This is a genomic window from Streptomyces sp. NPDC044002 (assembly GCF_056434525.1).
The window spans coordinates 21,993-46,903 of the sequence record NZ_JBWKEZ010000026.1 but is presented as its reverse complement, the minus strand read 5'-3'; the positions used below and the strand labels follow the sequence as shown (position 1 = coordinate 46,903).

35 protein-coding genes are annotated in these 24,911 nt (G+C 68.9%); 23 read left to right on the top strand and 12 right to left on the bottom strand.

All coding sequences use genetic code 11. From position 1 onward, the window contains the following. The 15 genes from AC07A6_RS20380 (at position 1) to AC07A6_RS20310 (ending at position 7,619) form a co-directional block, all read left to right on the top strand. Positions 1–318, top strand: a complete 318-nt coding sequence (locus AC07A6_RS20380) for a hypothetical protein (RefSeq protein ID WP_478777971.1) — start codon at positions 1–3, stop codon at positions 316–318. Positions 319–337: 19 nt separating this feature from the next. Beyond that, positions 338–886, top strand: a complete 549-nt coding sequence (locus AC07A6_RS20375) for a hypothetical protein (protein WP_478777970.1) — start codon at positions 338–340, stop codon at positions 884–886. A 10-nt stretch (positions 887–896) separates the two neighbouring features. Beyond that, on the top strand, positions 897–1,100 hold the full coding sequence (locus AC07A6_RS20370; protein WP_478777969.1) for a hypothetical protein: 204 nt from the start codon (positions 897–899) through the stop codon (positions 1,098–1,100). Then, positions 1,100–2,392 carry a DNA cytosine methyltransferase gene (locus AC07A6_RS20365; protein WP_478777968.1) on the top strand — a complete coding sequence of 431 codons (1,293 nt, stop codon included), beginning with the start codon at positions 1,100–1,102 and terminating at the stop codon, positions 2,390–2,392. Before AC07A6_RS20370 ends, AC07A6_RS20365 begins: the two co-directional genes overlap by 1 nt. A 14-nt stretch (positions 2,393–2,406) precedes the next feature. Continuing rightward, complete coding sequence (locus AC07A6_RS20360; RefSeq protein WP_478777967.1) at positions 2,407–2,820, top strand: hypothetical protein; 414 nt, start codon at positions 2,407–2,409, stop codon at positions 2,818–2,820. 14 nt (positions 2,821–2,834) lie between these two features. After that, positions 2,835–3,407, top strand: a complete 573-nt coding sequence (locus AC07A6_RS20355; protein WP_478777966.1) for a hypothetical protein — start codon at positions 2,835–2,837, stop codon at positions 3,405–3,407. Between the two features lie 213 nt (positions 3,408–3,620). Next, positions 3,621–3,944 (top strand): hypothetical protein, encoded by a 324-nt coding sequence (locus AC07A6_RS20350; protein ID WP_478777965.1) that lies wholly within the window; start codon positions 3,621–3,623, stop codon positions 3,942–3,944. A 32-nt stretch (positions 3,945–3,976) separates the two neighbouring features. Continuing rightward, on the top strand, positions 3,977–4,315 hold the full coding sequence (locus AC07A6_RS20345; protein WP_478777964.1) for a hypothetical protein: 339 nt from the start codon (positions 3,977–3,979) through the stop codon (positions 4,313–4,315). 17 nt (positions 4,316–4,332) lie between these two features. Beyond that, positions 4,333–4,887, top strand: coding sequence for a deoxynucleotide monophosphate kinase family protein (locus tag AC07A6_RS20340; RefSeq protein WP_478777963.1), 555 nt, complete (start codon positions 4,333–4,335; stop codon positions 4,885–4,887). Positions 4,888–4,952: 65 nt separating this feature from the next. Beyond that, positions 4,953–5,195, top strand: a complete 243-nt coding sequence (locus AC07A6_RS20335) for a hypothetical protein (protein WP_478777962.1) — start codon at positions 4,953–4,955, stop codon at positions 5,193–5,195. Further along, entirely contained in the window at positions 5,192–5,620 is a 429-nt protein-coding gene (locus AC07A6_RS20330; protein ID WP_478777961.1) for a hypothetical protein, read from the top strand. The genes AC07A6_RS20335 and AC07A6_RS20330 overlap by 4 nt, the downstream gene beginning before the upstream one ends. A 19-nt stretch (positions 5,621–5,639) precedes the next feature. Continuing rightward, positions 5,640–5,870: a hypothetical protein gene (locus tag AC07A6_RS20325; protein ID WP_478777960.1), complete on the top strand. Its 231-nt coding sequence runs from the start codon at positions 5,640–5,642 to the stop codon at positions 5,868–5,870. After that, on the top strand, positions 5,867–6,145 hold the full coding sequence (locus AC07A6_RS20320) for a hypothetical protein (protein ID WP_478777959.1): 279 nt from the start codon (positions 5,867–5,869) through the stop codon (positions 6,143–6,145). Before AC07A6_RS20325 ends, AC07A6_RS20320 begins: the two co-directional genes overlap by 4 nt. Beyond that, positions 6,142–6,324 (top strand): helix-turn-helix domain-containing protein, encoded by a 183-nt coding sequence (locus AC07A6_RS20315; RefSeq protein WP_478777958.1) that lies wholly within the window; start codon positions 6,142–6,144, stop codon positions 6,322–6,324. The genes AC07A6_RS20320 and AC07A6_RS20315 overlap by 4 nt, the downstream gene beginning before the upstream one ends. A gap of 35 nt (positions 6,325–6,359) precedes the next feature. Next, positions 6,360–7,619, top strand: coding sequence for a tyrosine-type recombinase/integrase (locus AC07A6_RS20310; protein ID WP_478777957.1), 1,260 nt, complete (start codon positions 6,360–6,362; stop codon positions 7,617–7,619). Between the two features lie 210 nt (positions 7,620–7,829). Here AC07A6_RS20310 and AC07A6_RS20305 read toward each other — a convergent pair whose 3' ends face one another. The 5 genes from AC07A6_RS20305 to AC07A6_RS20285 form a co-directional block, all read right to left on the bottom strand. Continuing rightward, entirely contained in the window at positions 7,830–9,254 is a 1,425-nt protein-coding gene (locus AC07A6_RS20305; protein WP_478777956.1) for a hypothetical protein, read from the bottom strand. Between the two features lie 123 nt (positions 9,255–9,377). Next, a complete protein-coding gene (locus AC07A6_RS20300; RefSeq protein ID WP_478777955.1) occupies positions 9,378–9,923 on the bottom strand; it encodes a hypothetical protein in 546 nt (181 codons plus the stop codon). A gap of 14 nt (positions 9,924–9,937) precedes the next feature. After that, positions 9,938–10,630 carry a class I SAM-dependent methyltransferase gene (locus tag AC07A6_RS20295; RefSeq protein WP_478777954.1) on the bottom strand — a complete coding sequence of 231 codons (693 nt, stop codon included), beginning with the start codon at positions 10,628–10,630 and terminating at the stop codon, positions 9,938–9,940. Next, the gene (locus AC07A6_RS20290) at positions 10,631–11,542 is read right to left on the bottom strand and encodes a phosphotransferase family protein (protein WP_478777953.1); all 912 of its coding nucleotides are present in this window, start codon (positions 11,540–11,542) and stop codon (positions 10,631–10,633) included. It lies immediately after the preceding gene. Between the two features lie 77 nt (positions 11,543–11,619). Beyond that, positions 11,620–12,369 (bottom strand): hypothetical protein, encoded by a 750-nt coding sequence (locus AC07A6_RS20285; protein ID WP_478777952.1) that lies wholly within the window; start codon positions 12,367–12,369, stop codon positions 11,620–11,622. Between the two features lie 193 nt (positions 12,370–12,562). Between AC07A6_RS20285 and AC07A6_RS20280 the strand changes: the two genes are divergently transcribed. From AC07A6_RS20280 to AC07A6_RS20270, 3 genes are all read left to right on the top strand, one after another. Beyond that, positions 12,563–13,918, top strand: coding sequence for a tetratricopeptide repeat protein (locus tag AC07A6_RS20280; protein ID WP_478777951.1), 1,356 nt, complete (start codon positions 12,563–12,565; stop codon positions 13,916–13,918). 1 nt (position 13,919) lies between these two features. Beyond that, positions 13,920–14,456 carry an NUDIX domain-containing protein gene (locus AC07A6_RS20275; protein WP_478777950.1) on the top strand — a complete coding sequence of 179 codons (537 nt, stop codon included), beginning with the start codon at positions 13,920–13,922 and terminating at the stop codon, positions 14,454–14,456. A gap of 92 nt (positions 14,457–14,548) precedes the next feature. Beyond that, complete coding sequence (locus tag AC07A6_RS20270) at positions 14,549–16,084, top strand: zinc ribbon domain-containing protein (protein ID WP_478777949.1); 1,536 nt, start codon at positions 14,549–14,551, stop codon at positions 16,082–16,084. Positions 16,085–16,159: 75 nt separating this feature from the next. Here the strand turns inward: AC07A6_RS20270 and AC07A6_RS20265 are convergent, their stop codons facing one another. From AC07A6_RS20265 to AC07A6_RS20250, 4 genes are all read right to left on the bottom strand, one after another. Beyond that, a complete protein-coding gene (locus AC07A6_RS20265; RefSeq protein WP_478777948.1) occupies positions 16,160–16,897 on the bottom strand; it encodes an HNH endonuclease in 738 nt (245 codons plus the stop codon). Positions 16,898–16,963: 66 nt separating this feature from the next. Next, entirely contained in the window at positions 16,964–17,596 is a 633-nt protein-coding gene (locus tag AC07A6_RS20260; protein WP_478777947.1) for a DUF6000 family protein, read from the bottom strand. Between the two features lie 3 nt (positions 17,597–17,599). After that, the gene (locus AC07A6_RS20255; RefSeq protein WP_478777946.1) at positions 17,600–18,331 is read right to left on the bottom strand and encodes a HEAT repeat domain-containing protein; all 732 of its coding nucleotides are present in this window, start codon (positions 18,329–18,331) and stop codon (positions 17,600–17,602) included. Continuing rightward, positions 18,328–18,708 (bottom strand): CPCC family cysteine-rich protein, encoded by a 381-nt coding sequence (locus AC07A6_RS20250; RefSeq protein ID WP_478777945.1) that lies wholly within the window; start codon positions 18,706–18,708, stop codon positions 18,328–18,330. Before AC07A6_RS20250 ends, AC07A6_RS20255 begins: the two co-directional genes overlap by 4 nt. 405 nt (positions 18,709–19,113) lie before the next feature. On the opposite strand from AC07A6_RS20250, the gene AC07A6_RS20245 reads away from it, so the two are divergent. Together AC07A6_RS20245 and AC07A6_RS20240 are read left to right on the top strand one after the other, a co-directional pair. Next, positions 19,114–19,395, top strand: a complete 282-nt coding sequence (locus tag AC07A6_RS20245) for a type II toxin-antitoxin system Phd/YefM family antitoxin (protein ID WP_362468481.1) — start codon at positions 19,114–19,116, stop codon at positions 19,393–19,395. Continuing rightward, complete coding sequence (locus AC07A6_RS20240) at positions 19,392–19,646, top strand: Txe/YoeB family addiction module toxin (RefSeq protein ID WP_073443650.1); 255 nt, start codon at positions 19,392–19,394, stop codon at positions 19,644–19,646. The genes AC07A6_RS20245 and AC07A6_RS20240 overlap by 4 nt, the downstream gene beginning before the upstream one ends. A 191-nt stretch (positions 19,647–19,837) precedes the next feature. On the opposite strand, the gene AC07A6_RS20235 is transcribed toward AC07A6_RS20240, so the two are convergent. Together AC07A6_RS20235 and AC07A6_RS20230 are read right to left on the bottom strand one after the other, a co-directional pair. Continuing rightward, positions 19,838–20,101 (bottom strand): type II toxin-antitoxin system RelE family toxin, encoded by a 264-nt coding sequence (locus AC07A6_RS20235; RefSeq protein WP_478777944.1) that lies wholly within the window; start codon positions 20,099–20,101, stop codon positions 19,838–19,840. Beyond that, positions 20,094–20,363, bottom strand: coding sequence for a type II toxin-antitoxin system Phd/YefM family antitoxin (locus tag AC07A6_RS20230; RefSeq protein WP_478777943.1), 270 nt, complete (start codon positions 20,361–20,363; stop codon positions 20,094–20,096). Before AC07A6_RS20230 ends, AC07A6_RS20235 begins: the two co-directional genes overlap by 8 nt. A 136-nt stretch (positions 20,364–20,499) precedes the next feature. Between AC07A6_RS20230 and AC07A6_RS20225 the strand changes: the two genes are divergently transcribed. From AC07A6_RS20225 to AC07A6_RS20215, 3 genes are read left to right on the top strand one after another with little or no spacing between them, the layout of a single operon-like run. Continuing rightward, entirely contained in the window at positions 20,500–21,723 is a 1,224-nt protein-coding gene (locus tag AC07A6_RS20225; protein ID WP_478777942.1) for a hypothetical protein, read from the top strand. Beyond that, entirely contained in the window at positions 21,707–22,480 is a 774-nt protein-coding gene (locus AC07A6_RS20220; RefSeq protein ID WP_478777941.1) for a 2OG-Fe(II) oxygenase family protein, read from the top strand. The genes AC07A6_RS20225 and AC07A6_RS20220 overlap by 17 nt, the downstream gene beginning before the upstream one ends. After that, the gene (locus tag AC07A6_RS20215) at positions 22,474–23,196 is read left to right on the top strand and encodes a sulfite exporter TauE/SafE family protein (RefSeq protein WP_478777940.1); all 723 of its coding nucleotides are present in this window, start codon (positions 22,474–22,476) and stop codon (positions 23,194–23,196) included. Before AC07A6_RS20220 ends, AC07A6_RS20215 begins: the two co-directional genes overlap by 7 nt. A 24-nt stretch (positions 23,197–23,220) precedes the next feature. Here the strand turns inward: AC07A6_RS20215 and AC07A6_RS20210 are convergent, their stop codons facing one another. Further along, positions 23,221–24,825, bottom strand: a complete 1,605-nt coding sequence (locus AC07A6_RS20210; protein WP_478777939.1) for a PucR family transcriptional regulator — start codon at positions 24,823–24,825, stop codon at positions 23,221–23,223. Between the last annotated feature and the right edge of the window lie 86 nt (positions 24,826–24,911).

Sequence of the window (24,911 nt, the reverse complement as noted above, 5' to 3'; positions counted from 1 at the left end):
ATGAGCGCCATGCAGTGCCGCGAGTGCGACCTCGCCCCGTACGCCGTCCACCCCGACGCCCACCTCGAATGCACCGAGTGCGGTCACCGCCTCGACATCCACGACTTCTACCTCGACCCGGACGAGGTCTGGACCGTGGACGAGACCGGGACCGTGCACGTCTTCCTCGCCCCGACCGCCTGCCTGAAGTGGCTCGACGACATCGCCGCCCTGCACACCGGTGACTGGGCGGCGGCGCATCAGGCCCTCTGGCAGTACCGCCGCGCCACCGCCGCGCTCGTCGAGTCCCTCCGTGCCGGCCTGCCCCTCCCCGCCTGAATCACCCCAAGGAACGATCATGACCCACGACGCCACGTACGAGTTCCCCGAGGGCGAGCTGTACGTCACCATCCTCCCGGCCGTCACCAAGCACGAGCGATGGGGCGACCAGGACCTGGCGCTCCCCGAGGGCCGCCTTGGGATCAGCTCCTCGCGCGACGAGAACGACGAGCCGGGATTCGTGAAGATCCGCGGCCGAAGGTACCGCATCGCCTCCCGCCGCGAACGGGCCCACGTCCGCCGAGAGGGTCTGCTGCGCCGCAACGACTCGGACGCATCGCTGTGGATCTACCAAAGTCCCCTGCGTCGCTGGGAGTTCACCAACGACCGTGACCAGGAACTCTCCCACGGCACCGCCGCCAGGGAGCGCCTCAACCGCATGGTCAGGGAGGCCGCCGACCGCTTCGAGGCCGAGCACCCGGGATGGCAGCTCATCAGCGAGCGCCTGGAGCTGGAGGGCCTTCTCGGCAACGCCGAGGTCGGCGTAGCCACCGCCCGGGAGGATCTCGTGAAGGCCGAGGCCCACGTCGCCCACCTGGTTGCCCGCCTCGCGGCCCTCACCGCCTAGGGCCGCCGCTGTGATCACTCTGACCGCGCCCTCCAGCGTCGTGCGCTGCGTACAGTGCACCGGGCCCATCCGCTACCCCGGCGACTACCAGCCGTACGAGTGCGCCGACTGCGGCCGGCACATCTACATGAGCGACGGCCTGATTCGCCCCGGCTACCACTGGGAGATCGTCAGCGGCTGGCTGACCAGCGTCGAGACCGTGGACGTGGACTGATGTCCCTGATACGCCTTGACACCGCTGGTGCCCTCGGCACCCCCGAAGAGCTGGACCTGACCGGCAAGACCCCCGAAGAGCTGGCCGAGATTGCCGCCCCCTGGCCGGTCGACTGGCTCTTCCCTCCGAGCCCCTGGGCCCCCGATCGCGTCATCAACCTGTTCGCCGGACCCGGCGGCTGGGACGTCGGCGTGCGCGACGTGCTGGAGCACGATCTCGACACCGTCGGCGTCGAGATGCACAAGGATGCCTCCGCGACCGCCAGGGCGGCGGGCTTCCAGCGGATCACCGCGGACGTCCGCTCCCTCGACCCCAAGCACCCCGCCCTGCGCTGGGTCGTCGGCCTGGTGGTCTCGGCACCGTGCCAGTGCTGGTCCCCGGCCGGCAAAAGGGCCGGGCAGGACCCGCGCAATCAGGAACTCCTCCTGGACGTGTTCACGATGGCCTTCGAGGCCACCTTCGGACACTGGCACGACAGTGGAGAATGCGGCGCCTGCGAGTTCGCCGACATCTGCCTGATCTGTAGCGACCCCGACTGGGACGGTTACGCGGGGTTCACCGGCCCTCTGCTCACCCTGGACGAGGTCAGGGCCCCGATCGCGCAGATGACGGACGAGCGGATCGGCCTCGTCGCCGAAGTGCTGATCTGGGCCCTCACCCTCACCGCGCAGTGGGACAACCTGCGCTGGCTGGCCATGGAGCAGAGTGCCGCCCTGCCCGAAACGATCCTCGACGGGATACGCGAGGAGCTGTGGTCGGCGGACTGGTGTAGCGCCGAGTTCCGCGTCCTGGACGCCGTCGACTACGGCCTCGCCTCCCGCCGCAAGCGCGTCTTCCTCATGGCGGCCCGCCACTCCTACGTCGACATGGACGCGCTCACTCCCGCCGAGCCGCTGCCGACCACCACGGCCGCCAAGGCCCTCGGCTGGCCGGAGGGCATCAGCGTCAACACCAGAGGGGTCAGGAAGACGGCGGGTGGGAACTGCTGGTCAGCGGACCGGCCCGCGACGGGCATCACCAGCAAAATCCGCGGCTGGTACTGGGAGCACGACAAGGACCGCAAGTTCAGCCTCGACGAGGCCGCGCTCCTGGTCGGCTTCCGCAACGGCTACCCGTGGACCGGCGCCCGGTCGAGCTGCACCCAGCAGATCGGCGACGTCGTCGCCCCACCGATGAGCGCGGTCGTCATCGGCAGCCTCCTGTCCCACCCCTGGGAGAAACCCCTCCGGCGCTACCTCGCCGAGATCTACAACCACGCCACCCCTCAGCCCGAGCACGTGCTCGCCGCCTGACCGAACGAGAGACCATGCGCGCAAACCTCCTGCTCATGCACTACGCCCGCAGCCCGCTGGACTGCGCCGCCTGCGAGGCTGACCGACTCACATCCATGGCCGACGCCCGGATAGCCATCTGCCTGGCGACCGGCGTCTCCATGGACGACATCGACCCGGCCTCCGGATACGACTACTCCCGCCGAAGCTACGACCGCGTACGGGCCTCCTGGATCGACCTGATCCGCCAGCACGGAGCCTCGGAGTTCCACGAGATTCCCGACATCGAAGAGGTCCGCTCGTCCTGGGCCGAGAAGCGGCCCGACTTCGTCGAGGGCGACGACTGGCTGGCCGAAGCGTTCGAGGCGCACCGCGAGTTCATCGACTCCCTCGGCCGACCCTGCCGCCGGACGTCCTGCGATATCCACTACCCCGCCCCCACCCTGTGAAGACGAGGGAGACCATGACCGAGACCATCGCCACCAGCACCGACGGACGGTTTCGCGTCCGCCTCGTCCCCGACGAGTTCGCCCGGAGCCCCCGCGAGGACTACGACCACCTGGCGCACGTGATCACCATCGACACCCACGTTGGCCACTATGCCCCCGTCGACCAGGACGGCGGCCCCCTGGCCGAAGCCTGGGAGCGCGTGAGCTGGAACCGCTGGCAGGGCATCGGCATCTTCACCCGCTGGGCCCGGATCTACCACGGCGCGATCGTCATCGAGTCCCGGCCGGCACGCGGCCCCGTGTCCCTCTGGTACCTCATGCGCGACGATGCCGAAGACCTCGGCATGCTGCCCGAGGCGTACCTTGACGCCGAGCGCGCCGAGTACGAAGCGTGGGCCGAGGGTGATGTCTACGGGTACATCGTCGAAGAGGCCGTCGACTGGGTCCGCACCGACGACCAGGGCGCCGCCATGACCACCTGGGAAGAGGTAGATGCCTGCTGGGGCCACTACGGATTCGACTGGGCGGTCGCCGCGGCCAAGCAGGCCCTCGCCCTCCATGCCGGCCGAGAGCTGGTGACTGCGTGACCGGGATCACTTGGGAGCAGTACGTGGTCTGCGGGCCGTGCGGTGGAGGTCATCTCCACGCAAGCCCCAGTGGGGAGTTCACGTGCTCCACCTGCGGCGCATTCATCGACCCTGATCGCGACGTGTGGCTCGACCCAGGGCAGACCTGGGCCGTCGACTCGGACGGCCGACTGTACGGGCGGCCCGAACTCCAGCACCGATCGTGAGGACGACATGATCACCCACACCGAGACCATCACGCTGTCCAACGGCGCCAAGCTCCGGGTCCGCATCGAGCGGGGCCTGACGAACGGCGTGGTGCTGCACGAACAGAACGACCTCAACCCCTTCGGCGGCGGTCGGATCTACTGGCTGGGCCAGGCGCTTTTCCTGATGTTCGGCGACGAGCTGCTGCGGATGCAGAACGCCCGGTACGAATTCGCCGAGACCCCGTCCGAAGCCGCGGAGAAGGCCCTCGCCTTCTTCTCGGAGTGCGCCGAGACCTGCATCCAGCACGCCAAGGCCGAAGGCATCCCCATCGAGACCTGCTACACCTAGATGGTTAACCTGTGACAGCTCATGCTCTGCGGATGCGACCCGAGGGGCGGCTCCAGTGCACCTCATGCCGAGCCGCCTTCCTCGACCGCAACAACGCCAACCGCAGTCGCTTCGCCTGCCCCGGCGAGCCCTTGGCCCACGGTCTGATCGGCCGCCGAGAACACGTCCTCTACCCGACGTGGAGCAAGGACCGGAGTTGCTCCGCCTGGGGCTGCCCTGATCCGGACCCCAGTCACGCGTGGCACGGCCCAGACCCCTTCTGCGACGAGACGACCTGCTCGATCTGTCTGCACGACTGCGACTGCGACGTATGCGAAGGCCGCGTCCACGCACCCGGCCTCTACCGCCTCGTGGACAGCCGCGAGGCATGAATGAAGGAGAACGCCCCATGAAACCCACGCTGATCGGACTCGCGGGCGCCGCGAGATCCGGCAAGGACACCACCGCCTCGTTCCTCGTGGACATGGGCTGGCAGCGCAAGGCGTTCGCCGACCCCATCAGGGAGTTCCTGTACCGCTTGGACCTCTGGCTCCCCGACGACGAGGGCGGATCTCTGCCGCTCAACGCCGCCGTGGACGCGCGCGGCTGGGAGGCGGCCAAGGTGGAGCACTTCGAAGTCCGCGGGCTCCTCCAGCGGTGCGGCACCGAAGCAGGGCGGGCCGTGCTGGGCCCGGATGTCTGGGTCGACGCCCTGTTCAGGGACGTCCGACCCGAGGTGCCGACAGTCATCACGGACGTGCGGTTCCCCAACGAGGCGAGGGCCATCAAGGAGCGTGGGGGCCTGGTCGTGCAGGTGTGCCGGCCGAAGCAGATGCTCATCGACGGCGCGGCCCACATCAGCGAGAACGCCCTGAAGGACTGGGACTTCGACGTGATTGTCCTGAACACGGGCACGGTGGAGGACCTGCGCAAGTCTGCGGAGCGTCTCCTCCTGCCCGTGTGACCCACAACGCAGGTGTGAACCTGTGACCGATGTGTTAACGTGTAGCAAGAACGGAAGGAAGAGGAATGACGAACCCCTCGAACCTCATGGATGAACTGCGCCAGATCGTTGAGGACATCGCCGCCATGTACTCCGGCCAGGAAGCCGAACTCGACGAGCTGCGGGACGAGGACGGTGACGTGCCGGCCGAGAACCTGTGCGACTGGGACCGGCTGCGGTACGACATCCATGGCGAGCAGGACAGCGACAAGCTGGGCGAGGTCTACCGCCGTCTTTCGGGGCTCGTCGCCCCCGTGGCGGCTGCGTGAGGATCACCCCCCGCAAGGAAGAGGTGGCCGCGATCGTGGCGCTCTTGGAGGACCCGTCCTTCGAGAGCGCCAACCACCTCGCCAAGGCCGTGATCAAGGAAGTGGGCGAGATCCTCCAGATGCGGGACTGGGTCGCCCTGGTCCACACCTGGAGCGATGGCCACCGAGGGCTGAACTTCGCACCCTTCGCATCCGAGGCCGAGGCGAAATCCTTCGCCTCGAAGATGGCCTTCGGCGGCACCGGCCGCATGGTCAAGCTCAACTCGCCCGGCGTGATGCTCGCCAACCACGACGGCAAGAAGTGGAAGGGCTACTGCCAAGACGAGCAGTGCACCCACGCCCCCTTCACCCACTCCGCCGCCAGCTCGGCACGAGGTGCCTGCCAGATCCCCACGTGCCCCTGCACGAAATTCCGGCCCACGTAGAACAGAGAGACAGACCAGCATGAAGCCCGTCGAGTGGCAGACCTGCGAGTGCAGCTCCAAGCGCGGCTTCGCCGACCGCCGCGCCGCCGAGAAGGCCCTCGGCAGGGCACAGGCCAAGCGAGACCGTCACGCGGAGCGTCACGGAGCCCGCCGCGGAATCGCCCGCGAACACCGGATCTACCGGTGCGATCACGACCGATACCACCTGACCAAGCAGAGCCGACGCGACTACCACGGAGCCGCCGCATGAAGCCCAGCCAGAAAGCCCTCGACAACGGGTGGGGGTGGGTGCTCGGCGTCAGTGGCGAGGAGTGTCGCGTCTACTCGTGCCCGAAGGTCGACCACGCCGAGATCCTCGCGGAGGTCGCCGATCTCCTCGGAGTAACCGATCCGGCGAGTGTGCCGGCCACCGTGCGGCAACTCCGGACGGAGCACCGGCAGGCACTCGCCTCGGCGGCAACCGCCTGGTCTGCGGTGCACAACCTCGTCCGCCTCGACGGCGCCACCCCGGAGCACCGGGGTTGAGCCAGGGCGGCAGTAACCGGCTCCTGACGCCGGAAGAGGTGGCCTCGTGGCTGAAGGTCAGCGAGACCACCGTCAAGAACAAGTACCGGACGTGGGGGTTGAAGGCCCAGAAGGTGGGCCGCCTCCTGCGATTCCGCGAGCGCGACATCGTCGCCTACCTCGACGACAACTACGGGTAACGGGACAGCCCTGCCCCAGCAAGAGAGAGGGGCCTATGGCTACCGTTTTTCAGAGGTGCAAGACCGACAAGCGCAGCCCGCTCTACCCCTGCGAGAAGGTGCGCTGCGGCCACGACTGGACAGTCAGGTACAGGGAGCCGGGCGGGCGCACGGCCCGGCAGCGCGAAGAGTCCTTCACCAAGAAGACGGCTGCGGACAACTTCGCCAACAAGATGGAGAACGACAAGAGCGTAGGGACGTACATCGACCCCAACGCCGGGAAGATCACCGTCCGGGCGTACGCGGAGGACTGGCTCAGCCGCCGCGTGATCGGTGACTCGACGTTCTCGAATTACCGCGCCTTCATCGACAACCACCTGATACCCCGACTCGGCCGCAAGACGATGGCCGGAGTCGCCAAGCGGGACATCGAGCACTTCAAGGCGGCCATCAGCAAGGAACTCGCCGCCAGCACGGTGTACGACCGTATGAAGATGGTCAAGCACATCTTCTGGTCCGCCAAGGAAGAGAAGATCATCCAGGAGGACCCCTCCAAGGAGGTGAAGAACGCCCCCGGAAGCCGCGCGGTGGACGAGGACGAGATCCCCACCCTCGACGAGGTCCGTCTCCTGCACAAGCACATGTCGCCGCAGTACAAGCTCACCGTCTGGCTTCAGGCAGGAGCCGGGCTGCGAGTCAGCGAAGCCCTCGCCTTCCACACAGGGTGCCTCCGCAACGACGTGATCCGCGTGCGCTGGCAGATCAGCTCGAAGGCGCACCGCGAGGACTGCAAGACCCGCCTCGTACCCCTCAAGCACCGCGATGAGGGCGAGTACCGCGACGTGCCGGCCGCGCCGTTCGTCTGCGACGAGATCGACGCCCACGTGGAGGAGTGGGACCCGATCCCCCTCACCTTCCAGAACGCGGCAGGCAAGGCCCGGCAGGTTGAGGTGTTCTTCGCGCCGCGCGAGCGCGGCAAGGGCATCATGCCGACCGCGAACACCTACAGCTACCACTTCAGGAAGGCGTGCAGGCTGGCCGGGCTGGTGGACGCCGACGGCAAGCCGAAGTACCACCCGCACTCGCTTCGCCACTTCTTCGCCTCGACCGCCCTGGCGGCCGGCATCCCGATCCACGAGGTCTCCCGCTGGCTCGGCCACAAGTCGATCAAGACCACGGTCGACATCTACGGACACCTCGTCCCCGAGGCGTGGGACCGCTGCCGAGCCATCATGCAGAAGGCCATGGGTCCGGTTACCGTGGAGGTCCCCAGCGAGGCCGCGGAGGAGCGCTCCGAGTACAGCCCGGTCGCCTGACGTGCTGGATGTGCTGGATGTGCTGGATAGGATTCTCCCGTGCTGGATCTGTGCTGGATGCGATCCCCAGAAGGAACGTTTCCGCAGGTCGCAGCTCTGCGCCAGAGATTCCGCTTCAACGTCTGACACGTCCGGCGAAAGGCCGTCTGACCTGCGACGGAGCGGGTCGGGCGGCCTTTGCTGTCCGCACGGGCCTGGTACCCGGGTGCTTCAGGAGCAGTTCCACTCCTCGCTGGGCAGCGAGTGCCATAGGTCGAGCCAGTCGTGGAGGAGGAAGAGGGGGCGGGTCAGGACGACGTCGCCGGCCCGCTGGGAGCGGATCGCCAGGCCGAGGTCGGCGAAGACCGGATCGCCGGCGACGCTGTACGCCAGGCCGCCGGGCCGTGTCGTGCGGTGGACAAGCCAGTCCTCGACACGGGACGGCGCGCAGCCGGTCAGCGGGGCTGCGTCCAGTCTCACTTGGGGGCCGGTGAGGGCGTTCGCGGCGACGCACCCCAGGCGGCCGTCACGGAAGAGGGCCCTGATCCCGCGTCCAGTGAAGTCGGCGTAGTCGAGCTGCGGCTCTTCGCCGTGCCGGGAGTAGGACGAGAGGGCCGGTCCTTCGCCGAGGACGTGGCTGATCTCCTCCAAGGTCATCCCGAAGTGCAAGGGGCCGACTCCCACGTACGGCGTGAACGTCCATTCGGCGCGCTCCTCCTCCCGGGCGATCCGCCACGGGCCGCGGTATCCGGCCTCGCTCCCCAGGGCGGCCACGGGCGGCTCGGGTGCCGGCTCGTGCGGGGCAGCCGGTACGGGCGCGGTCCGGTCCTCACGCCGACGGCCGAGTCGTTCCGGAGCCGCGGTGTCCTCGGGCTGCTCTTCCAGCCAGTGGATCGCCTGCTCCTGGTCCTGGCCGAACGGGTCCTCCGCCAACGCGCCCGCCCGCTCCAGGGCCGCGCGGCGCTCCACCTCCGCAGTGACGAGACCGGTGACGTCCTCACCCCAGGCAGCCAGCCGTTCCCGGGCGACCCACCGGTAGTACGAGTCCGCGCTCACGGCCAGGACCTCGCGAACGGCGGGCGCGTACCGGGGTACGGACGGGGCGAGGCCGGGGTCGGCCAGGAGCAGGGCGGTGGCCGCGAGCGCGGCCTCCCTGACCGGTGGATCGTCGTCGTCGCAGAAATGCGCGATGCGGTCGTGGAGCATCGGCCGCGCCGCACGGGCGGCGGCCAGATCCCGTGCCGTGCCGACGCCGTCCTCGACGTCCAGGCGGGCGATGTCGGCGAACGAAGCCAGCCAGTTCAGGAGTTCGGCGCGAAGCGACCGCCGGCCTGCCCTGCACTCCCACCGGTCTTCGGCGAGGGTACGCGGATCGTCGAGGAGACAGGCGAGGACCAAGGCCGCCGGGGCGGTCGCCGGAAACACCTGCTCCTGATGCAGGAGCAGCCTGTACAGATTGCCCACCGCCCGTACCCGGCGGGCCGGGTCGGCGGCGAGCACCGCGCGGAGGACGTCCGGTGTGTCGGGCACACCGTGTCGGCCCGTACAGACGTGCGGCAGCTCCTCCCATGCGGTACCGGTGAGCTCCGCCTGTGCTCTGGGTGGCAGGCAGCCGCCGGGAGCATCAGGAAGGTCTGGGGCCATCTTGTTGATCACGACCGCAGTGTTCCAGCCGACTCCGACATCAGGGGCGCCGATGCCTGCCATAGGCCGCAGTCAGCTCACGCTCGAGCAGCACTCTGATGTCCTCGCTGCTCGTGGCAGCGAGGACATCAGTCGTTAGGCGGCCCGGGCTGCTGGTAACTGCGAGACCCACGTCGTGAGCTCGGCCAGATGCCCGGGTTGCAGCCCGCGGTATGAGTCGGGCTGAACGAGGAGAGTCGGCGTGCCCTTGGCGGTCCGCTCCGCGGCCCAGGCGTGGTCGAGGTCGGTGAAGTCGTCGTCGACCCAGGCGACCGCCGACCCGCCGAGCCACGGCTCGACGTGGTCGCGCTTCCAGAGGTAGCCGTTGGGGTGGCTGGTGGTGATCTCGGGGCGGGGGAGATCGAGGTATGGGAACTCCGGCAGCCTGAGGAGCGGCCCGACGATGGTGGTGGCGTCCTTGCGCCAGCTCGTGCACCACACGGGGGCGACGAGGCCGCTGGTCAGGAAGCCGGCGAGCAACGGGCCGTGGGCGGGGTTGAGCCAGATCGGTACCGGGTTGTCGGGGTCGCGGCCCGCGGGCAGGACGGTGTGGCGGACGTGGGTGGGTGGGGTGCTGCCGTCGGACGCCGGGAACGGTATGAGGACGCCGTCGATGTCGAGCAGGAGGTAGGGCAAGGGCATCGTTGCCTCCGCGGTCAGCGTTTCCGGGCGGTGATCAGGAGAGTGTTGGGCCACGGGTCCAGACGCGGGTGCCGCAGCTCGATGGCCGAGGTGATCTGTAGGCCGGTCCGGGAGAGATGGGCGGCCCAGCGGTGGGCGTCGTACTCCCAGCGTGCGATGGGCAGCCGGGTGCGGTCGGGCATGGTGACGTAGTCCTCGCGGGGACGGTCGTCCGTCGAAGGATGTCTTCCGGCCCGTGCCGGGTGGGGTACGGAGAAGGCCAGTACGCCGCCGGGCACGAGATGGCGGGAGATTGCGGCGAGCAGAAGCTCCGGAGCGACCAGGCCGACGGCGCCGAATACCGAGTAGACCGCGTCGAAGGTCTGGCCGGTGGCCTGGAGGTAGTGCAGTGCATGGCCGGCGGTAAAGGTGGCGCCCTCGATGTGGCCGTGGTGCGAGCGTGCTCGCCGCACCTGGAGGCCCACCAGGTCGACTCCGGTGACGCGGGCCTGGTGGTGTCGGGCAAGGTGAGCCACGTTGTGGCCGGGACCGCACCCGAGCTCTAGGAGGCGCTTGCCGCGCAGGTCCCGGCCGAGGATCTCCGCGCCGGGGCCCAGACCGGGGTGGGTACTCCACTCCATCCGTGCCGGAGGAACGAGCGCGTGGGCTGGTGCGGTGGCGAGACGCTGGGCGGCGTGGGCGTACCAGGGGGAGACCTGGGCGAGCACCTAGACCTCCAGGAGTTGGACCACGTCGTTCAGGTGGCGGCGGACGACGGGGATGTACGCCAAGTCCCTGGTCGGGTCGTTGATCCAGCGGATCGCCTGCTCCATGAACCACGCGACGGCCCACATGCGGTGCCATCCCAGGGCCCAGGCCTCGGCGGTCAGGCCGCCCCGGGCGGCGAGGGCGTCCTCGTGCCCTCCGGCGGCGACGTACTGCTCCAGGAACACCCGCAGGCGTACGGGGCTGGGCGTCTCGGTGGTGCCGTGGTACGAGGCGAGGTCGATAAGGCCGGGTCCGGTGAAGGCGCGGGCGAAGTCGAGGAGGCGCCAGCCCTCCTTCCCGATGTGGACGCTCGTGGGGTGGAACTCGGAGTGCACCCAGCCGAACGGGTCGAGCGTCGCCCCCTGAGCACGGGCCTCGGCCGCTGCGGAGATCTTCCCCAGCGCGGTCTCGATGTCGTCGCAGTCCGTCCACCGCTCGGCCTTCCGCAGCCGCTGGAGGTGATCCAGGGCCAGGCCGGGCAGGGCCACGAGGCCTGCGCCGTCCAGGAAGGGCAGGCCGCTGGCCGGTCGGGCGGCGTGGAGCATCACGGCGGCGCCGACGCCGTCGAGGTCGTCGGCCTCCCGTACCGGGGTGCCGAGGTCGTCCATGAGCATCCCGAGCCACTGGTCCCGCATGGCGGTGGCGTGAAGCTCGGGAACCGGCAGCCCGCGCTGGTGGGCGATCCGCAGGGCCTGGGCCTCGCGGTCGAAGGGTTCCTTGGCGTACTTGAAGACGGCCGTGGTGCCGTCGGGGAAGGTGACCCGCTCGACGCCGGACATGCCCCAGACGCGGATCTCCGTGCGTTCCGGGAGGGGCTTGCGGATGAGGGCGCACAGGTCGTCGAGCAGGGCGGCGGTCAGGCTCTGGTCCATGGGGGTGTCTCCAGGGGCTGGTGGGCTCCGGGGCGGGCGAACGTGCCGGCCCGCCCCGAAGCCGTAGTGGGATGGGGCTACTCGGCGGCGGTCACGCGGTGGGCGTAAACCTGCTCGATCCAGCCCGCCTTGAACGCGGCCAGGTCGTCACCGAAGTTGGCCATCGAGGCACCGTAGGGCGCGACCACGCCGCCCGACTGGTCCGGCACGGACTGGCAGCCGTGCACGAGCCGGCCACCGAGGGCGGCGTGGGCCTTGATGGACTCGATCCGGCGGTGCTCGTTGAACCAGCCGCCGTGGTAGACCTCGTCGAGCATCCCGCCCGTCTCGTCGTCCAGGTCGAAGACGACGGAGGTGGCGGCGGGGAAGAACCAGCACGGGCCGACGTTGGAGATGTGCCCGTCCAGCTCGACCTTGTTGAGCGCCATGAGCGTGGCGGCCTCGCGCAGCATCCGCAGGTGGTCGGCGGTGATCTGCGGCAGGCCGAGGCCGGCGAGGTGCTCCTCGCGGAAGAGGTACGCGTACACCTCGTACGCGGTGGCCAGGACGCGGGCGGCGTCGGAGGTGGACTCGCCGTGGTTCTTGATGAAGTCGAGCGCCAGCTGCTCGACCGCGCTTTCGGTCGTCTCGTCCACGTCCAGGAGTTGGGCCTTGACCAGCTCCCAGCCGGCGACGAGCCAGGTGTTGGACTCGAAGCGGAAGAAGTACTCTGCCGGGTCGATGGTGAGGCGTCGGCCCTCGACCTGGATGCCGGGCAGGCGGTTCCAGCGCGGGTCGAAGGCGTTGGGCAGCTCGACCGTGAGGGTGGCGGTGTCGATGGTGGTCACCGTGTCTCCGTCTCTGATCGTCCGGGCCAGGGCATAGGAATGCCCGAGCCCGGTAGGGGCGTACGGAACTTGGAGGCCGCCCGGCCCGAGAGTGGGGCGGCTGTCGATAAGTGAACCGCCCGCTACGCAGAGTGGGTACGGTGTGACCGAGCCCAAGCGGTATACGCGGTTTACAGCTCAGGGACGGAGGAACGTGCCAGCGCCGACCGACCCCAACTCCCGCCTGCGCGAGACGATCCGCGCAGCCGGATGCACGTACGAAGCCCTCGCCAAGGACGTCCGCCGCATCGCTGCCGAGAACGGCGAACTCCTCCAGACCAACAAGTCCGCGATCTCCCACTGGGCCAACAACACCCGCGCGCCCTCGGGCCAAGTCGGCCAGTACCTCGCCGAAGCCCTCTCCCGCCGCCTGGGCCGCGTCGTCACCCCGACCGAGATCGGCCTCCACCCCGGCGACGCCGAAGCCACTTCGGACGGCGATCCGGTCGTGACCGTCACGGACCTCGGCCGTGCCGACGTCGAACGCCGCCGCTTCCTCGCCATCGCGGCCTTCACCACGGCCGGCGTTGCCATGCCGCTGCTCCACGACCACGAAGCCACCTCCCGGATGCTCCGAGCCCGCACCGGCCGCTCCCTCGTCGGAACCGAGGACATCGACGTCGTACGCCAGATCACCGCGGCCTTCAGCGCCGCCGACGAACGCCTCGGCGGTGGCCATGGCCTGACCACGGTCACCGCGTACCTCGCCGACACCGCCGCCCCGATGCTCCGCGGCCGCTTCCCCTCGGAACCGTTACGCCAGGCCGCCTTCGGCGCCGTAGCCGAACTCGCCTACCTCGCCGGGTGGAAACACCACGACCTGGGCCACGAAGGCGCGGCCCAGCGCTACTACCAGGTCGGCTACCAGCTCGCCTGCGAAGCCGACCCCCACGGCCAAGCCGCCTGGATGATGCGCGCCCTCGCCCACCAGGCCCTGAGCCTCAAGCAGCCCCACCACTGCGTCGACCTCGTCGAAGGTGCCCTGCGACGGGGCCTCGGCCACGTCGACGGCCAGACCGAAGCCCTCCTCCACATCACCCACGCCCGCGCCTACGCCGCCACGGACGCGAGCCCATCGGCCGCACGTGCCCTCCTCGCCGCCGAAGACGCCCTGCTGCGGGACGACGGCCCCCAGCCCTGCTACTCCCGCGTCAGCGGTCCCGCCGCCGGCACCGTGGCCAGCCACACCGCCCGTACCCTGACCGACCTCGCCGACCACATCGGCACCGAACAACAGCATCGCGACGCCCTCACCCGCTGGGACCCCGAGAAGTACAAGCGCGTCCATGCCCTCACCCATGCCGACCTCGGCGACAGCCTCGCCGCCCAGGCGCGCGCCGACGAAGCCGTCGCCGCCTGGACCCAGGCCCTCGTCCTCATGGAGGGCATGACCTCCGACCGGACCCGAAAGGCGATCACCTCGATCCGCTCCACCCTCGCGGTGTACCAGCGCCGCCGCGTCCCCGGCGCCGCAGATCTCGCCCGCCGCGCTCGCGAGGCCCTCGCCTAACATGCCCAACAACCCGCCCGACGAAGGGAACACCGTGGCCCAGCAGACCGACGACCGCTCCCAAGCCCTCAAGCCGGCGCTCGAATCGATGACCCTGCTGGTCGCGGCCGTCATCGTCCACGACAAGGCCACCAACCGCGTCGTCCTCCTCCAACGCAGCGAGAACGCGAAGTTCGCCCAGGGCCTGTGGGACCTCCCCGTCGGCAAGAGCGAACCGGGCGAGCCCATCACGGAGACCGCAGTCCGCGAGCTCTACGAGGAGACAGGCCTCACCGTGAAGCCCGAGTCCCTCAAGGTCGCCCACATCATCCACGGAGCCTGGGGCGTCGAAGCCCCCAACGGCTTCCTCACAGTCGTCTTCGCCGCCCACGACTGGACCGGCGAACCCGAAAACCGCGAACCCCGCAAGCACTCCCAGGTCCGCTGGGTCGACGCCGATGCCATCCCCGAAGCCTTCGTGGACACCACGGCCACTGCTCTCCACCATTACTTGCACAGTGGGACGGCGGTCTCCCTGGACGGCTGGTCATCAGTCTGACCAGTCGTACTGGCGTGGGCCAGTAACTATGCTGGCCCCGCTTCGGAGTGAGGTCCACGCGGCTGGATCGGAGCAGGAGGAAGGGAGCCCCCATGCAGCAGTTGTACGTCGTCGGCTTTGAGGTGTCGGCCACTGAGCCAGGCGATACGGCGTCCGCCTTCGAGCACCTACTGAAGCATATGGAGCAGCACGTTTCTCCAGCTACGACTGGCCTATCCGCTGAGGCGCTTCAGGCTGGCAAGGGCGCGACCGTACTACCTGGGCATAAGCCAGGGCACCCCGACCGCTACGTAAGTTGGATTCCCGTCATTGTGGGCAATGGGACCCGTGCGTTGAGAATGGAGATCGAGAACGCTCTGCCCGGGGGCGGTCGCTTCGTTTGCCAGTTGACGGCCTCGGAGTGCGATGAAACAACAGGTTTTAGGGTCGTGATGGGGCGCAAGAGTGATGGCCTACTTGCCCCCGCGACAGTGTCAGAACTAAGGCCACCTGGTGCGCTTAAGGCGATAGTGCAGGATTCTCGACTTCGTTGCGAGGATGGACAAGAAGGAATAACCACAGCGGCGTTGCCGGTACTCGCGGCTCAGGTCCCCGCAATCCGTGATTGCCTTGCTGCTCCGCAACGTCGTCTGCCGATCCTCATTGTCTCCTCGATGCGAACGGTAGGGGCACCAGCTGTCTTTGCCCGCGAAGCGGCTCGCCGTCTCGTCGGCCTAGCCCATGTTGTGGTCGTTTCTGGTTGGCTGGCCTTCGACTCGTTCAATTCTGGCCTCGAACGTAACTTCCTGCCCAGAGATGGAATGCGTCTTTACTGGCCCACCTCGGATGCACGAGCGCCCTGGTGGGGATCGGCGGATCTCTACGGCGATCACGATGCGCTCCTAGGTAAACTCACCCGGCTTCTTGCTCCGCTCAGTCTCGTGGCGCGTGGCAGGGACCGGCTGTGGGAGGCTGTCCGCTCGGCTGAGGCCGATGCCCTGCTGGAGGATCTAGCTGGATCGGAAGCCGATCAACTTGTTCGACTGAAAGAGAAGCTAGAGGAGGAACGCGGCCAATCGGTCGAGCTGCTCGAACAGAACGAGCATCTTGAGAATAGGGTCGCCCGCCTAGAGATCGACGTAGCCAACCTTACGGCTCAATTGGAAGCAGCATCGCTGCCAGTAGATGAGGAGCCAGCCGAGGTTGATCAGCACCTCGTGGCGAACTCTGGAGACTTCTCCACTGACTGGAGCCGTTGGATGCAGGATTCCGACGGGGCTCTCGTGTTCACATCCAACGCGAAGGAGCAGTGGCAGCGAAGTTCTTATCCCTACCCCGAGCGTATGAGGGAAGCGCTGGACACTCTGGCTGACCTCGCCCGGGAGTGGAAGAAGGAGAAGGGGCGTCTCGGCACCTCGCTCGTTTCATGGATCGGCGGCCGAACTGCCCTGAGCTATGCGCCATCAGATGAGCCTCTTCGGCGAGCGAAATTGCATGAATTCAAATTCGAACGCGAGAAGCCTTGGGATCGCCAGCCGCACATCAAGCTCGACGATCACACTAGCCCTGATCGGGTCGGGCGAGTCTATTTCGCTATTGACAATGCTGGGCTTCGGTGGATTGTGGATCACGTCGGATTGAAGCTGTAGGGTCTCTGACCGGGGGCGCTATTCTGCCTGCAGCACGAGCCTGCCGGGTTCACGCTCGTGCTGCCCGTCGGCGGCTTAGAAACGCTTGCCGGTGCCTCCGAGGTTCATGGGAGTCGTGTTGCCCTTCTGGTCAGCCCAGAGGGGAAGCGCATTTTCCTCCAGTCCCATTTCGCTGCAGACAGCCGCGTGGAGATCCTCTTCCAATGGAACTAGTTGGTCCGAGTCGTGGCGGGTGGCACCCATGTGGGTGCTTGGCCAGAGCCCATCTGCTACATCGTCTGCCCATGATTTCGTCCACCGGAATACGGCGTCCGCATTGCGTGCCGTTGCAGCATTTCCGGCCTCAGTGAGATGTGCGAGGGCGGCCCGGGTCTCCCCAGCCCTCGTGGCGCATTTCTGGACGAGGGGAGCGCGCATGTAATCAGGCTTGTCCATGACGTCAGCCATCTCGATTGATCCAATTGAACGGGCCCAGTCGTCCAATCTCGCCTGAAATCCGCGATAAGTGTCAAGTAGTCGTGCGCGGTAGAGGTAGGTGGCTTCGTCGATGGGCTGGGGTCCCAGAAGCCTGAGGTTCGCCTTGTACTGAAGCATCGCGCGCCGATCAATTTCCCCACGATCAAAGCGCCTGTGGCAGTTTGCGCATAAGGCAATCATGTTCTCGAAGGCGTGCTCGCGGACCTTTTCCCAAGGGACTATGTGGGCGAGGTCAAGCGTCGTTGCACGGCAGGTCGGGATGGCGCAGCGATGGCCGGCTTCCACAAGGAGGTCTCTGCTCAACTGGCGCGGCACGGCAGGGCGATTGGCTGGCATGCATGGCAGGCTACCCGCGCGCTGTGACACGGAGTCTGCAGATTGGTCGGGCGAGGGGTTGGGGGGTTAGGAGCGGGACCAGCCGTTGGCGAAGTCGCATTGGAGGTCCGTCCAGCGGCGACGCTCGACGGGGGTGTAACCGGGGTGGTCGCGGAGGTGGGCCAGGGCATTGACCCACTGGTCCCAAAGGCCGCCGGGCTGGGTGAAGCGGTCCGCACGGTGGGTGCCGAGGTGGGCGTCGAGGCGGAGGAGGGCGCCGAGGGCGGCGGGTTGGTCGTAGCGGAGGTCGGTGCGGGGGAGGTAGCGGTCTAGGTAGGCGGTGAGGATCTCGGCGTCCGCGTGGGTGCCGAAGCGGGCCAGGGCGAAGCAGTAGGCGCTGCCGGAGAAGCAGAACTCGCTGGCCAGGAGCAGGTCGCCGATGCGTTCACGGAACGTGGCGCGTCGGCCTACGCCGATCAGCCAGGCGGCGGTGAGGCGCGAGCGCCACTCGTAGCCGAGAAGGGCCTCCAGCTCGACATCGGTGATCGTGGCCGAGTCGTCGATGAGGTGACGGGCGAAATGTTCGGCGTGAGCCCACTCGGGCCGCAGGAATCGACCACTTTTCAGGACGAGGTAGCGCGCGCGGCCTGAGTCCTTCCTCGCTGCGTAGCGTTCGATCACGTAGCCGTAGCCGATCTCCTTGGGGTGCTGGAACGGCATCGGTCACCTCTCTGGGTGCAGGTCGGTACGGTCGATCCAGGTAGGGGCGACGAAGATGTTGTCGCCGGCGGGGGCTTCGGCTGCTTCCAGCAGGGACCAGGTGCGGGACTCTTCGACCAGGTGCTCCCAGGGCGCGGTCCAGTCGAGTTCCCAGTCCAGCCTGGGGCCGGAGACGCCGTACGTGCGGCCGGCGTCCACCTGCCAGAACTGGGAGTAGAGGATCACCAGGGCATGGTCGGCCAGGTCGTTGATGATCTCGGTGAAGTGGGTCGAGGGCCAGCCAGGGGCGTCGTCCTCAGCGGTTGCTCGTAGGCGCTCGGTGAGCGGTGGGACGACAGGAGTGCGGGCGCCGAGTTCCGTCAGGGCCCAGCGGATGCCATCCGGCTCGCTCCAGTCCGGTGGCGTCGCCCGTTCCAGGCAGGCGCGGTAGGCGTGGCACACGGGCTCGACCGCGCCGTCGATCTTCAGGCTCGCCAGGGCCATCGCCGCCCATTCGCGGACGGTGGGGTCGTCGCTGCTCAGGAGCGCGATCAGGGCGGGGCCGCAGCGTGGGTCCGCCACCTCTTCGAAGACCTCGATGGCGGTCAGCTGACCGAAGCCGCCGAGGAAGGGCAGTCCGTCGATGATGACGGGGATGGCGTCGGAGCCGATGTCGATCAGTTCTGCGCGGGCGTCGTACGACGGGCCGGCCGAGTCGTCGAGCTGCTGGATGAGTCTCGCGATGTTGGTGGTCATGGATGGTCCCCGCGCCAGAAAGTGGGGAGCCACCAGCAGAGCACCGAGCGGTCGTCGGGCCACGGGGAGCGGTCCTCGGCTTCCCAGTCCTCGAAGGAGTCGCGCGTCGGATCGATGGGGCGCCAGGCGGGGTCGAGCGGCTCGTCCTCGGCCGGCGGGCGGACGTGCTGGCGGCCGTGCTGGTCGCAGGCGCCGAAGTCCTGGTAGTTGCGCTGGGCCTCGATCAGGGAGATCTTGTTCGCTCCGCCGTCCATGGTCGGCCAGCGGAACTGGACCCCGTCGTCCTCCCAGAAGCAGACGGGGCAGATATCGAAGGAGCCGGGCATGGCGTCGAGCACGCGGTGCCCGCAGCAGGGACAGGGGTAGCGGTCGCTCACCTGCGCAGTCTCGTTGGAGGTCCGGCCGGTGCGCCATGGATTTCTCGGCCTCTGCACGTCCGACCAGTCCGCGGCCAGTCCGCAGGACACCCGTAAATGGCTGTCGGGTGCCAACGCATACCAACGGGGAAAACCCAGGTCAGAGCCCTGTGCGGGGCTCCGCCGCAGGTCAGGATCGGGCGGCAGACATTCCGCTTCAACGTCTGAGCGGATGAAATAACGCCACGTCGCTGACGTGGCAAGCATGCAGGTCAGAAGGGGTCGGCTCCTCCGGGGGTCGGCCCCTTGTTGTTTCCCGCGCTGGGATGGTGCTGAGATTCCTGACCGCCCGTCAGCCGTTCGGACCGGCTGGAAGGTGTCGGGAGTGGTACGTTATTAGGTACCACTTGAGGGAGGGGTCGGGTCATGTCCATAACCGCGAGCGAAGCCCGCAAGGAACTCTTTCCGCTGATCAAGAAGGTCAACGAGAACCACGAGGCCATCGAGATCGTTTCCAAGCACGGCAACGCAGTGCTCGTCTCGGCCGAGGACTACGCGGCACTGCGTGAGGGCTCGTACCTGCTGCGCTCTCCGGCGAACGCCCGCCGGCTGCTCAAGGCGTACGAGAACGCCCTGGCGAACATCAACGTGTCCGAGCGCGAGCTGATCGATCCCGAATCGGTGGATGCCGGTACGGGTGCCGCGTGAGGCTCGTCTTCGAGGATCAGGGCTGGGAGGACTACACGTCCTGGCTCAAGAACGACCGCAAGATGCTCGCCCGGATCAACAAGCTCATCGAGGACGTCAGGCGTGACCCCTTCACGGGCATCGGAAAGCCAGAGCCGCTGAAGTACCACCTGCCCGGGGCGTGGTCGCGGCGGATCGACGACGAGCACCGCCTCGTCTACCTGGTGACGGACAAGGAGATCGTCATCCTTGCCGCCCGGTACCACTACTGACCGCTCGCGCCGTGCGGGTCGTGCTGGGATGTCCTCCCGTGCTGGGACGGTGCTGGGATGACCCGCTCGAAAACGACGTTTTCGCAGGTCGCAGCTCTGCACTCGAAGTTCCGCTTCAACGTGTGACCGGATCCCCTGAGGGCGGCCTGACCTGCGGTGATGCAGGTCAGGCTGTTTTCGTTTCCGGGACTTCAGGTGTCGTAGACGGTGGAGCGGTGCCCGACGCCGACCGCCCACACCACCAGCTCGCCGTTGTCGAGCGTGTAGATCACGCGGTAGTCACCGACCCGCAGGCGGCGGCGGTCGGGCTGGGAGACGAGGGCCGTGGTGTTGAAGCCCAGCGGGTCGGTCTCCAGCTCGGTCAGCCTGGCCAGGATGCGGAGGGCCATGTCTCGCGGGACCTTGCGGAGCTCGGCCTGGGCCTCGGGACGGAAGACGGTGCGGTACTCACTCACTGCGCGCCAGCGTCTCCCTCATGACGTCCTCGATCGGGATACCGGGCGCGGGGTTGGCCATGCGCTCGTCGATGATCCGGTTGATCTCGCGCTCTTCCCACTCCTGGTACTTGCGCAGCACCTCGATGGACACGACGGCGGCGACCTGCTTGCCGCGGCGGGTGATGACGGTGGGCGTGTCGTCCCGCTCGGCTCGCTCCACCACCTCGGCCAGGTGCGCGCGGACATCGCGGATGGACTCGATGGGCAGCGGCTGCGTCATGCGCTCAAGCGTACCGAGTGTCCCATGTGTACACAACGGGGTGATTTTACGGTCGCGTGTCCGCTGCGCGGATGTACAGTGCGGATCGTTGTCATGGCCACGGATTCGAGTGATCGGCGAACGGGGGGACCGTTTGATGAACGCGGCAGAGTCGGCAGGGGCCCGCATCGAGGATGCGGGGAATGTGCTGGTCGCGCCCTCGGAGGCGGGGGGTGGGGATCCGGTCGGGGGGTTCTTCGGGGTCGTCGTCTCGCCCGAGGAGTTGGGGGCCGGTGGGGTCGACCTGGTGGGGAAGACCGTTTACCTGTGCGGTGACCTGGCCGCCGTCAGTGCTCGGCAACTGGAGCGGGCGGAGCGGGTGTTCGTCGTGCGGGAGTTGTCGCACGGGCGACGCGGCGAGGGGTGGGTCCCCGTCGGGCTCGGGCGGGTTCCCGTCCGGGTGCACGGGGCCGGGGTGTACTACCCGCGATTCTTCGAGCCCGGGGACGGCCACTTTGGGCGGATCCGTGCGGAGCACGAGTTCCAGTCGCTGACGGAGTCCACCAAGCCCGGAACGGCCCACCGCAGCGGGATCTACCTGACGCCCGTCACGCGGGACGGCGACGGACTGCACTTCCGCCTGCTCCGGTGCTCCACGAACCTGTCGGGGCCGACCGAGGGCTTCGGGCCGACCGACACGGAGATCGTCGACGCGCTGAACCGGGCGGCCGCGTCGGTGTTCCGCGATCACGCGCCGTTGAACCACGTCCTCGCGCAGACCTACCACAACACCCTCGCCACGGCCGGGCGCAAGCAGTCCAAGGCGAAGATCTCGGCGCACGCGGACAAGACCAAGGACATGCCCGCCAATGGGGTCATGGCCTTCTGTACTTTTTACGACCAGCTCGATCGGCTCGACCGGCTGGGGCCCCTGGAGGGGGATCCCTTCGACCGTGGTGTGAAGGGGGTCAGCGGGCTGACCCGGCTCCGGTTCCGGCTCAAGGAGCCGGGTGGGGGACCAGGACTGGCCGAGGAGTTCACCGTGACCCTCCATCCCGGCTCCGTGTTCTTCATGCCGCTGTCCACCAACCGCCTCTACACGCACGAGATCCGGCCCTCGGCGCTCGACGCCGGGCTGCTGCCGACCCGGCTGGGGTACGTGGTGCGCTGTTCGAGCGCCGAAGCCGTGCACAAGGACGGCACCACGTTCCTCAAGAAGGAGGACGGCGGGCTGGTGGAGCTAGGGCCGCCCACGGCCGAGGGCATGGACGAGCTGCGAAGACTGTACGCCGAGGAGAACAGGACCTCGTCCGTCATTGACTACGGCGACGGGTTCCTTTTCAGCATGAACGCGGGAGACTACGTTGCCCCTCGGATCTAGGGTCCCTGACGGGGTCGTCGCCCGCGCACTGCCGGCCGGGGAGGACCTCTTCGCGGAGCTGTTCGCGTCGGTCCGGTGGGAGGACGTGGGCAAGGGGCGGCAGGGCGCCGTGCTCACCCGCCCCGACGAGTCGGGCGGCGTGCCCCTCGTGCGCACCACCACCCGGTACGGCAGCCCGGCGCAGCGCTTCCGGCCGGTGCACGAACGGCTCGCGCGGCGGATCCGGGAGCACCTGGCTCTCCCGGCCGGCTTCAACAACGCCCTGATCGAGAACTACACCGACGCCTACCGGACCATGGGCGGCCACAGCGACCAGGCCCTCGACCTGGCCGACGGGTCGTTCATCGCCCTCTACTCCTGCTACCGGGATCCCGACGCGGGCCCGCCGCGGAAGTTGATGTTCGAGGCCAAGGGGGAGGGGGGCGAGGCGTTCGAGGTTCCCCTCGTCCACAACGGCGTCGTCGCGTTCTCCGTCGGCACGAACCGCCGGTTCAGGCACCGGATCGTGCTGGACGCGGCCGCACCGGCCGCGACGGACAACCGCTGGCTGGGCGTGACCTTCCGGACCTCGAAGACCCTCCTCCGGTTCCGCGACGGACACGCCCACCTCCCCGGGGGCGCGCGCCTGGTGCCGGCCGACGAGGACCAGAGCCGCGAGTTCTACCGGATGCGGCGCCGTGAGAACCACGAGACCGACTTCTCCTACCCCCCGCTGACCTGCACCGTCAGCGAGAGCGATCTGGTGCCGCCGTGCTGATCCTCCTCTGCGCCTTCCTGGTGCTGGCCGCAGCCTCCGTCGTACGCACCACCGCGGGCTTCGGCTTCTCGCTGGTGGCCGTACCGCCCCTGGCGCTGCTCATCGACCCGGCGAGCGCGGTGGTGGTGGCCGGGATCATGGCCGCCCCGCTCAGCCTGTGGATCGCCGCACGCGACTGGCGGTACGTCGACCGCAAGGTCATGGCGGCCACCCTGCTGTCCGGGCTGGCCGGCGTGCCGTTCGGGGTGTGGCTGCTGGCCGCGCTCCCCTCACGGGTGCTGCTGTTCGTCATCACCGCGGTGGTCCTGCTGGGCACCTTCATCGTGTGGCGGAAGATCGAGCTGCGGGGAGGGATGAAGACGGTGGCGGCCGTGGGCGTGTTCTCCGGGGCCTCCTTCGCCGCCACCGGCATCGACGGACCGCCGATGGTCGCCGCGTTCCAGAGCATGCGGCTGGAGCCCCGGGTCCAGCGCGCCACGCTGGGCGTGGTGTTCTCCGGCACCAGCCTCGCCGCGCTCGCCGGCTTCGGCATCAGCGGGCAGCTCACCGCGACCGTCGGGCAGATGCTCCTCGTCGGGGTGCCGGCCCTGCTCATCGGGATGTTCGCCGGGGAGAAGGTCTTCCACCGCCTGGACGCCGAGCGCTTCCGCCGCGTCGTCCTCGGCCTGCTGGTCGTCAGTTCCCTGTCGGTGGTCCTGCGCGTGGCCGCCGTCTGACCGCTCCCGCGGTGGCCCGGCGGTTCAGCCGGCCCGCAGGGCCGCCAGGAAGTCCAGCCGGGTCTCCAGCCGGTTCAGGTCGGTGCCCGTCAGCCGCTCGATGCGGGTGATGCGGTGGCGCAGCGAGTTCACGTGCAGGTGCAGCCTGGCCGCCGTCCTGGTCCAGGACGCGTCACAGGCCAGGAACGCATCCAGCGTGCCCAGCAGATCCGTCCGGTGCAGGCGGTCGTGGTCCCTGAGCGGCCCGAGGTGGCGGGCGGCGAAGGCCCGGCGGGCGTCCGCCGGGATCAGGGGCAGCAGCGAGAGGACGTGCGCGGTCAGGTCGCCGGGGCCGCGCACGGCCACCCGGTCCGGGGCCTCCCGCGCGACCCGGAGCGCATCGTGGGCCTCGTCGAGTGCACGGCGGGCGTTGCCGGGGTCGCCCACGGGCGAGCTGACACCGACGGACACCGCCTCGGCCGGGCCGAGCCAGCGGGCGAGGGCCGCGGCGAGCCGCCGCTGGAGGGCGGCGCAGTCGACGCCCGGCGCCGGCTCGGGCATCAGGACCATGAGCACCGCACGGTCGCCCTCCACGGTGGCGGCGACGTCGAGCGGTGACACCGGCACCGGGCCGTCCGGCTCGACCAGGGCCTCCTCCAGGAGTACGCGCAGGGCCCCGGCCGGGGCCCCGTCGGCCACCACGTACTGGCAGCGCGGCCAGTGGCCGACCCCGCTGACGACGGACTGCGCGGTACTGCGCAGCCGCAGGGGGATCTCCTCGGCCGGGACGTCGCCGCGCACCAGCTCCAGGGAGCGGCCGGCCAGATCGCGCAGGGCCGCCTTCGCCTCCTCGTGCGCGCGCCGCGCATCGGCGAGCAGCTCGCCGACCCGGTCCAGGAGCTCCGCGTCCGCCGCGGGCCACCGGGAGACGTCGGCCTCCACCACCACCAGCCAGTCGCCCAGCTCGGAGGCGGGCCCGGCCGGGCCCGCCACCGGCAGCAGGGAGTACGGGCGGTCCCCGACCGTGACCCGGTGCGGGGCCCGTACGCCCGCCCGGCGCGCCGCGAGGTAGCGCGCGGCCAGCGCCGCCGCCGTCCTGGGGTGCGGCGGCGGGTGCGCCCCGGCGATCTGGCGCCCGGTCGCGGACAGGACCCGCACGCGGAGGCCGAGGCTGTGCCGCAGGAGCTCCAGTACGGAGTCGGGGGCGGCCCGGTCGGAGAGGAGCCGCCGGTGGCGTTCGACCACGGCGGCGAGGCTGCCGACCTCCCGGCGGTGCAGACGGCGCAGCACGTGTTCGGTGACCGCGGCGAACGAGGTCTCCGGCGGCACCGCGACGAGCGGCAGCCTGTGCCGCCGGCAGGCCCGTACGAGGTCGTGCGGAACGAGCCGGTGCTCGGCCTCCCCCGCGGCCAGGGCCGTGACGCCCGCCCGCGCGAGGACGCGTACGAACGGCTCGGCGTCCCCGTCCTCGCGCCACCAGGCCAGCCCGGTCAGGACGAGCTCCCCGCCGGAGAGGAAGCGGCCGGGGTCGGCCAGGTCGATGACCGGGACGGCCCGGACGGCGCGGTCGAGCACCTCGTCCCCGGCATCCGCGCCCACGAGCAGCAGCAGCCCCAGCTCGTCGGTGTCCAGGAGTTCGCGCAGCCGCATGACCAGCACCCTCTCACGAACGCCGCGGTCCTTCCCGTGGACGGATCACCACAGTTCACGGGCGTGCGGCGGTGTGAACACACCGT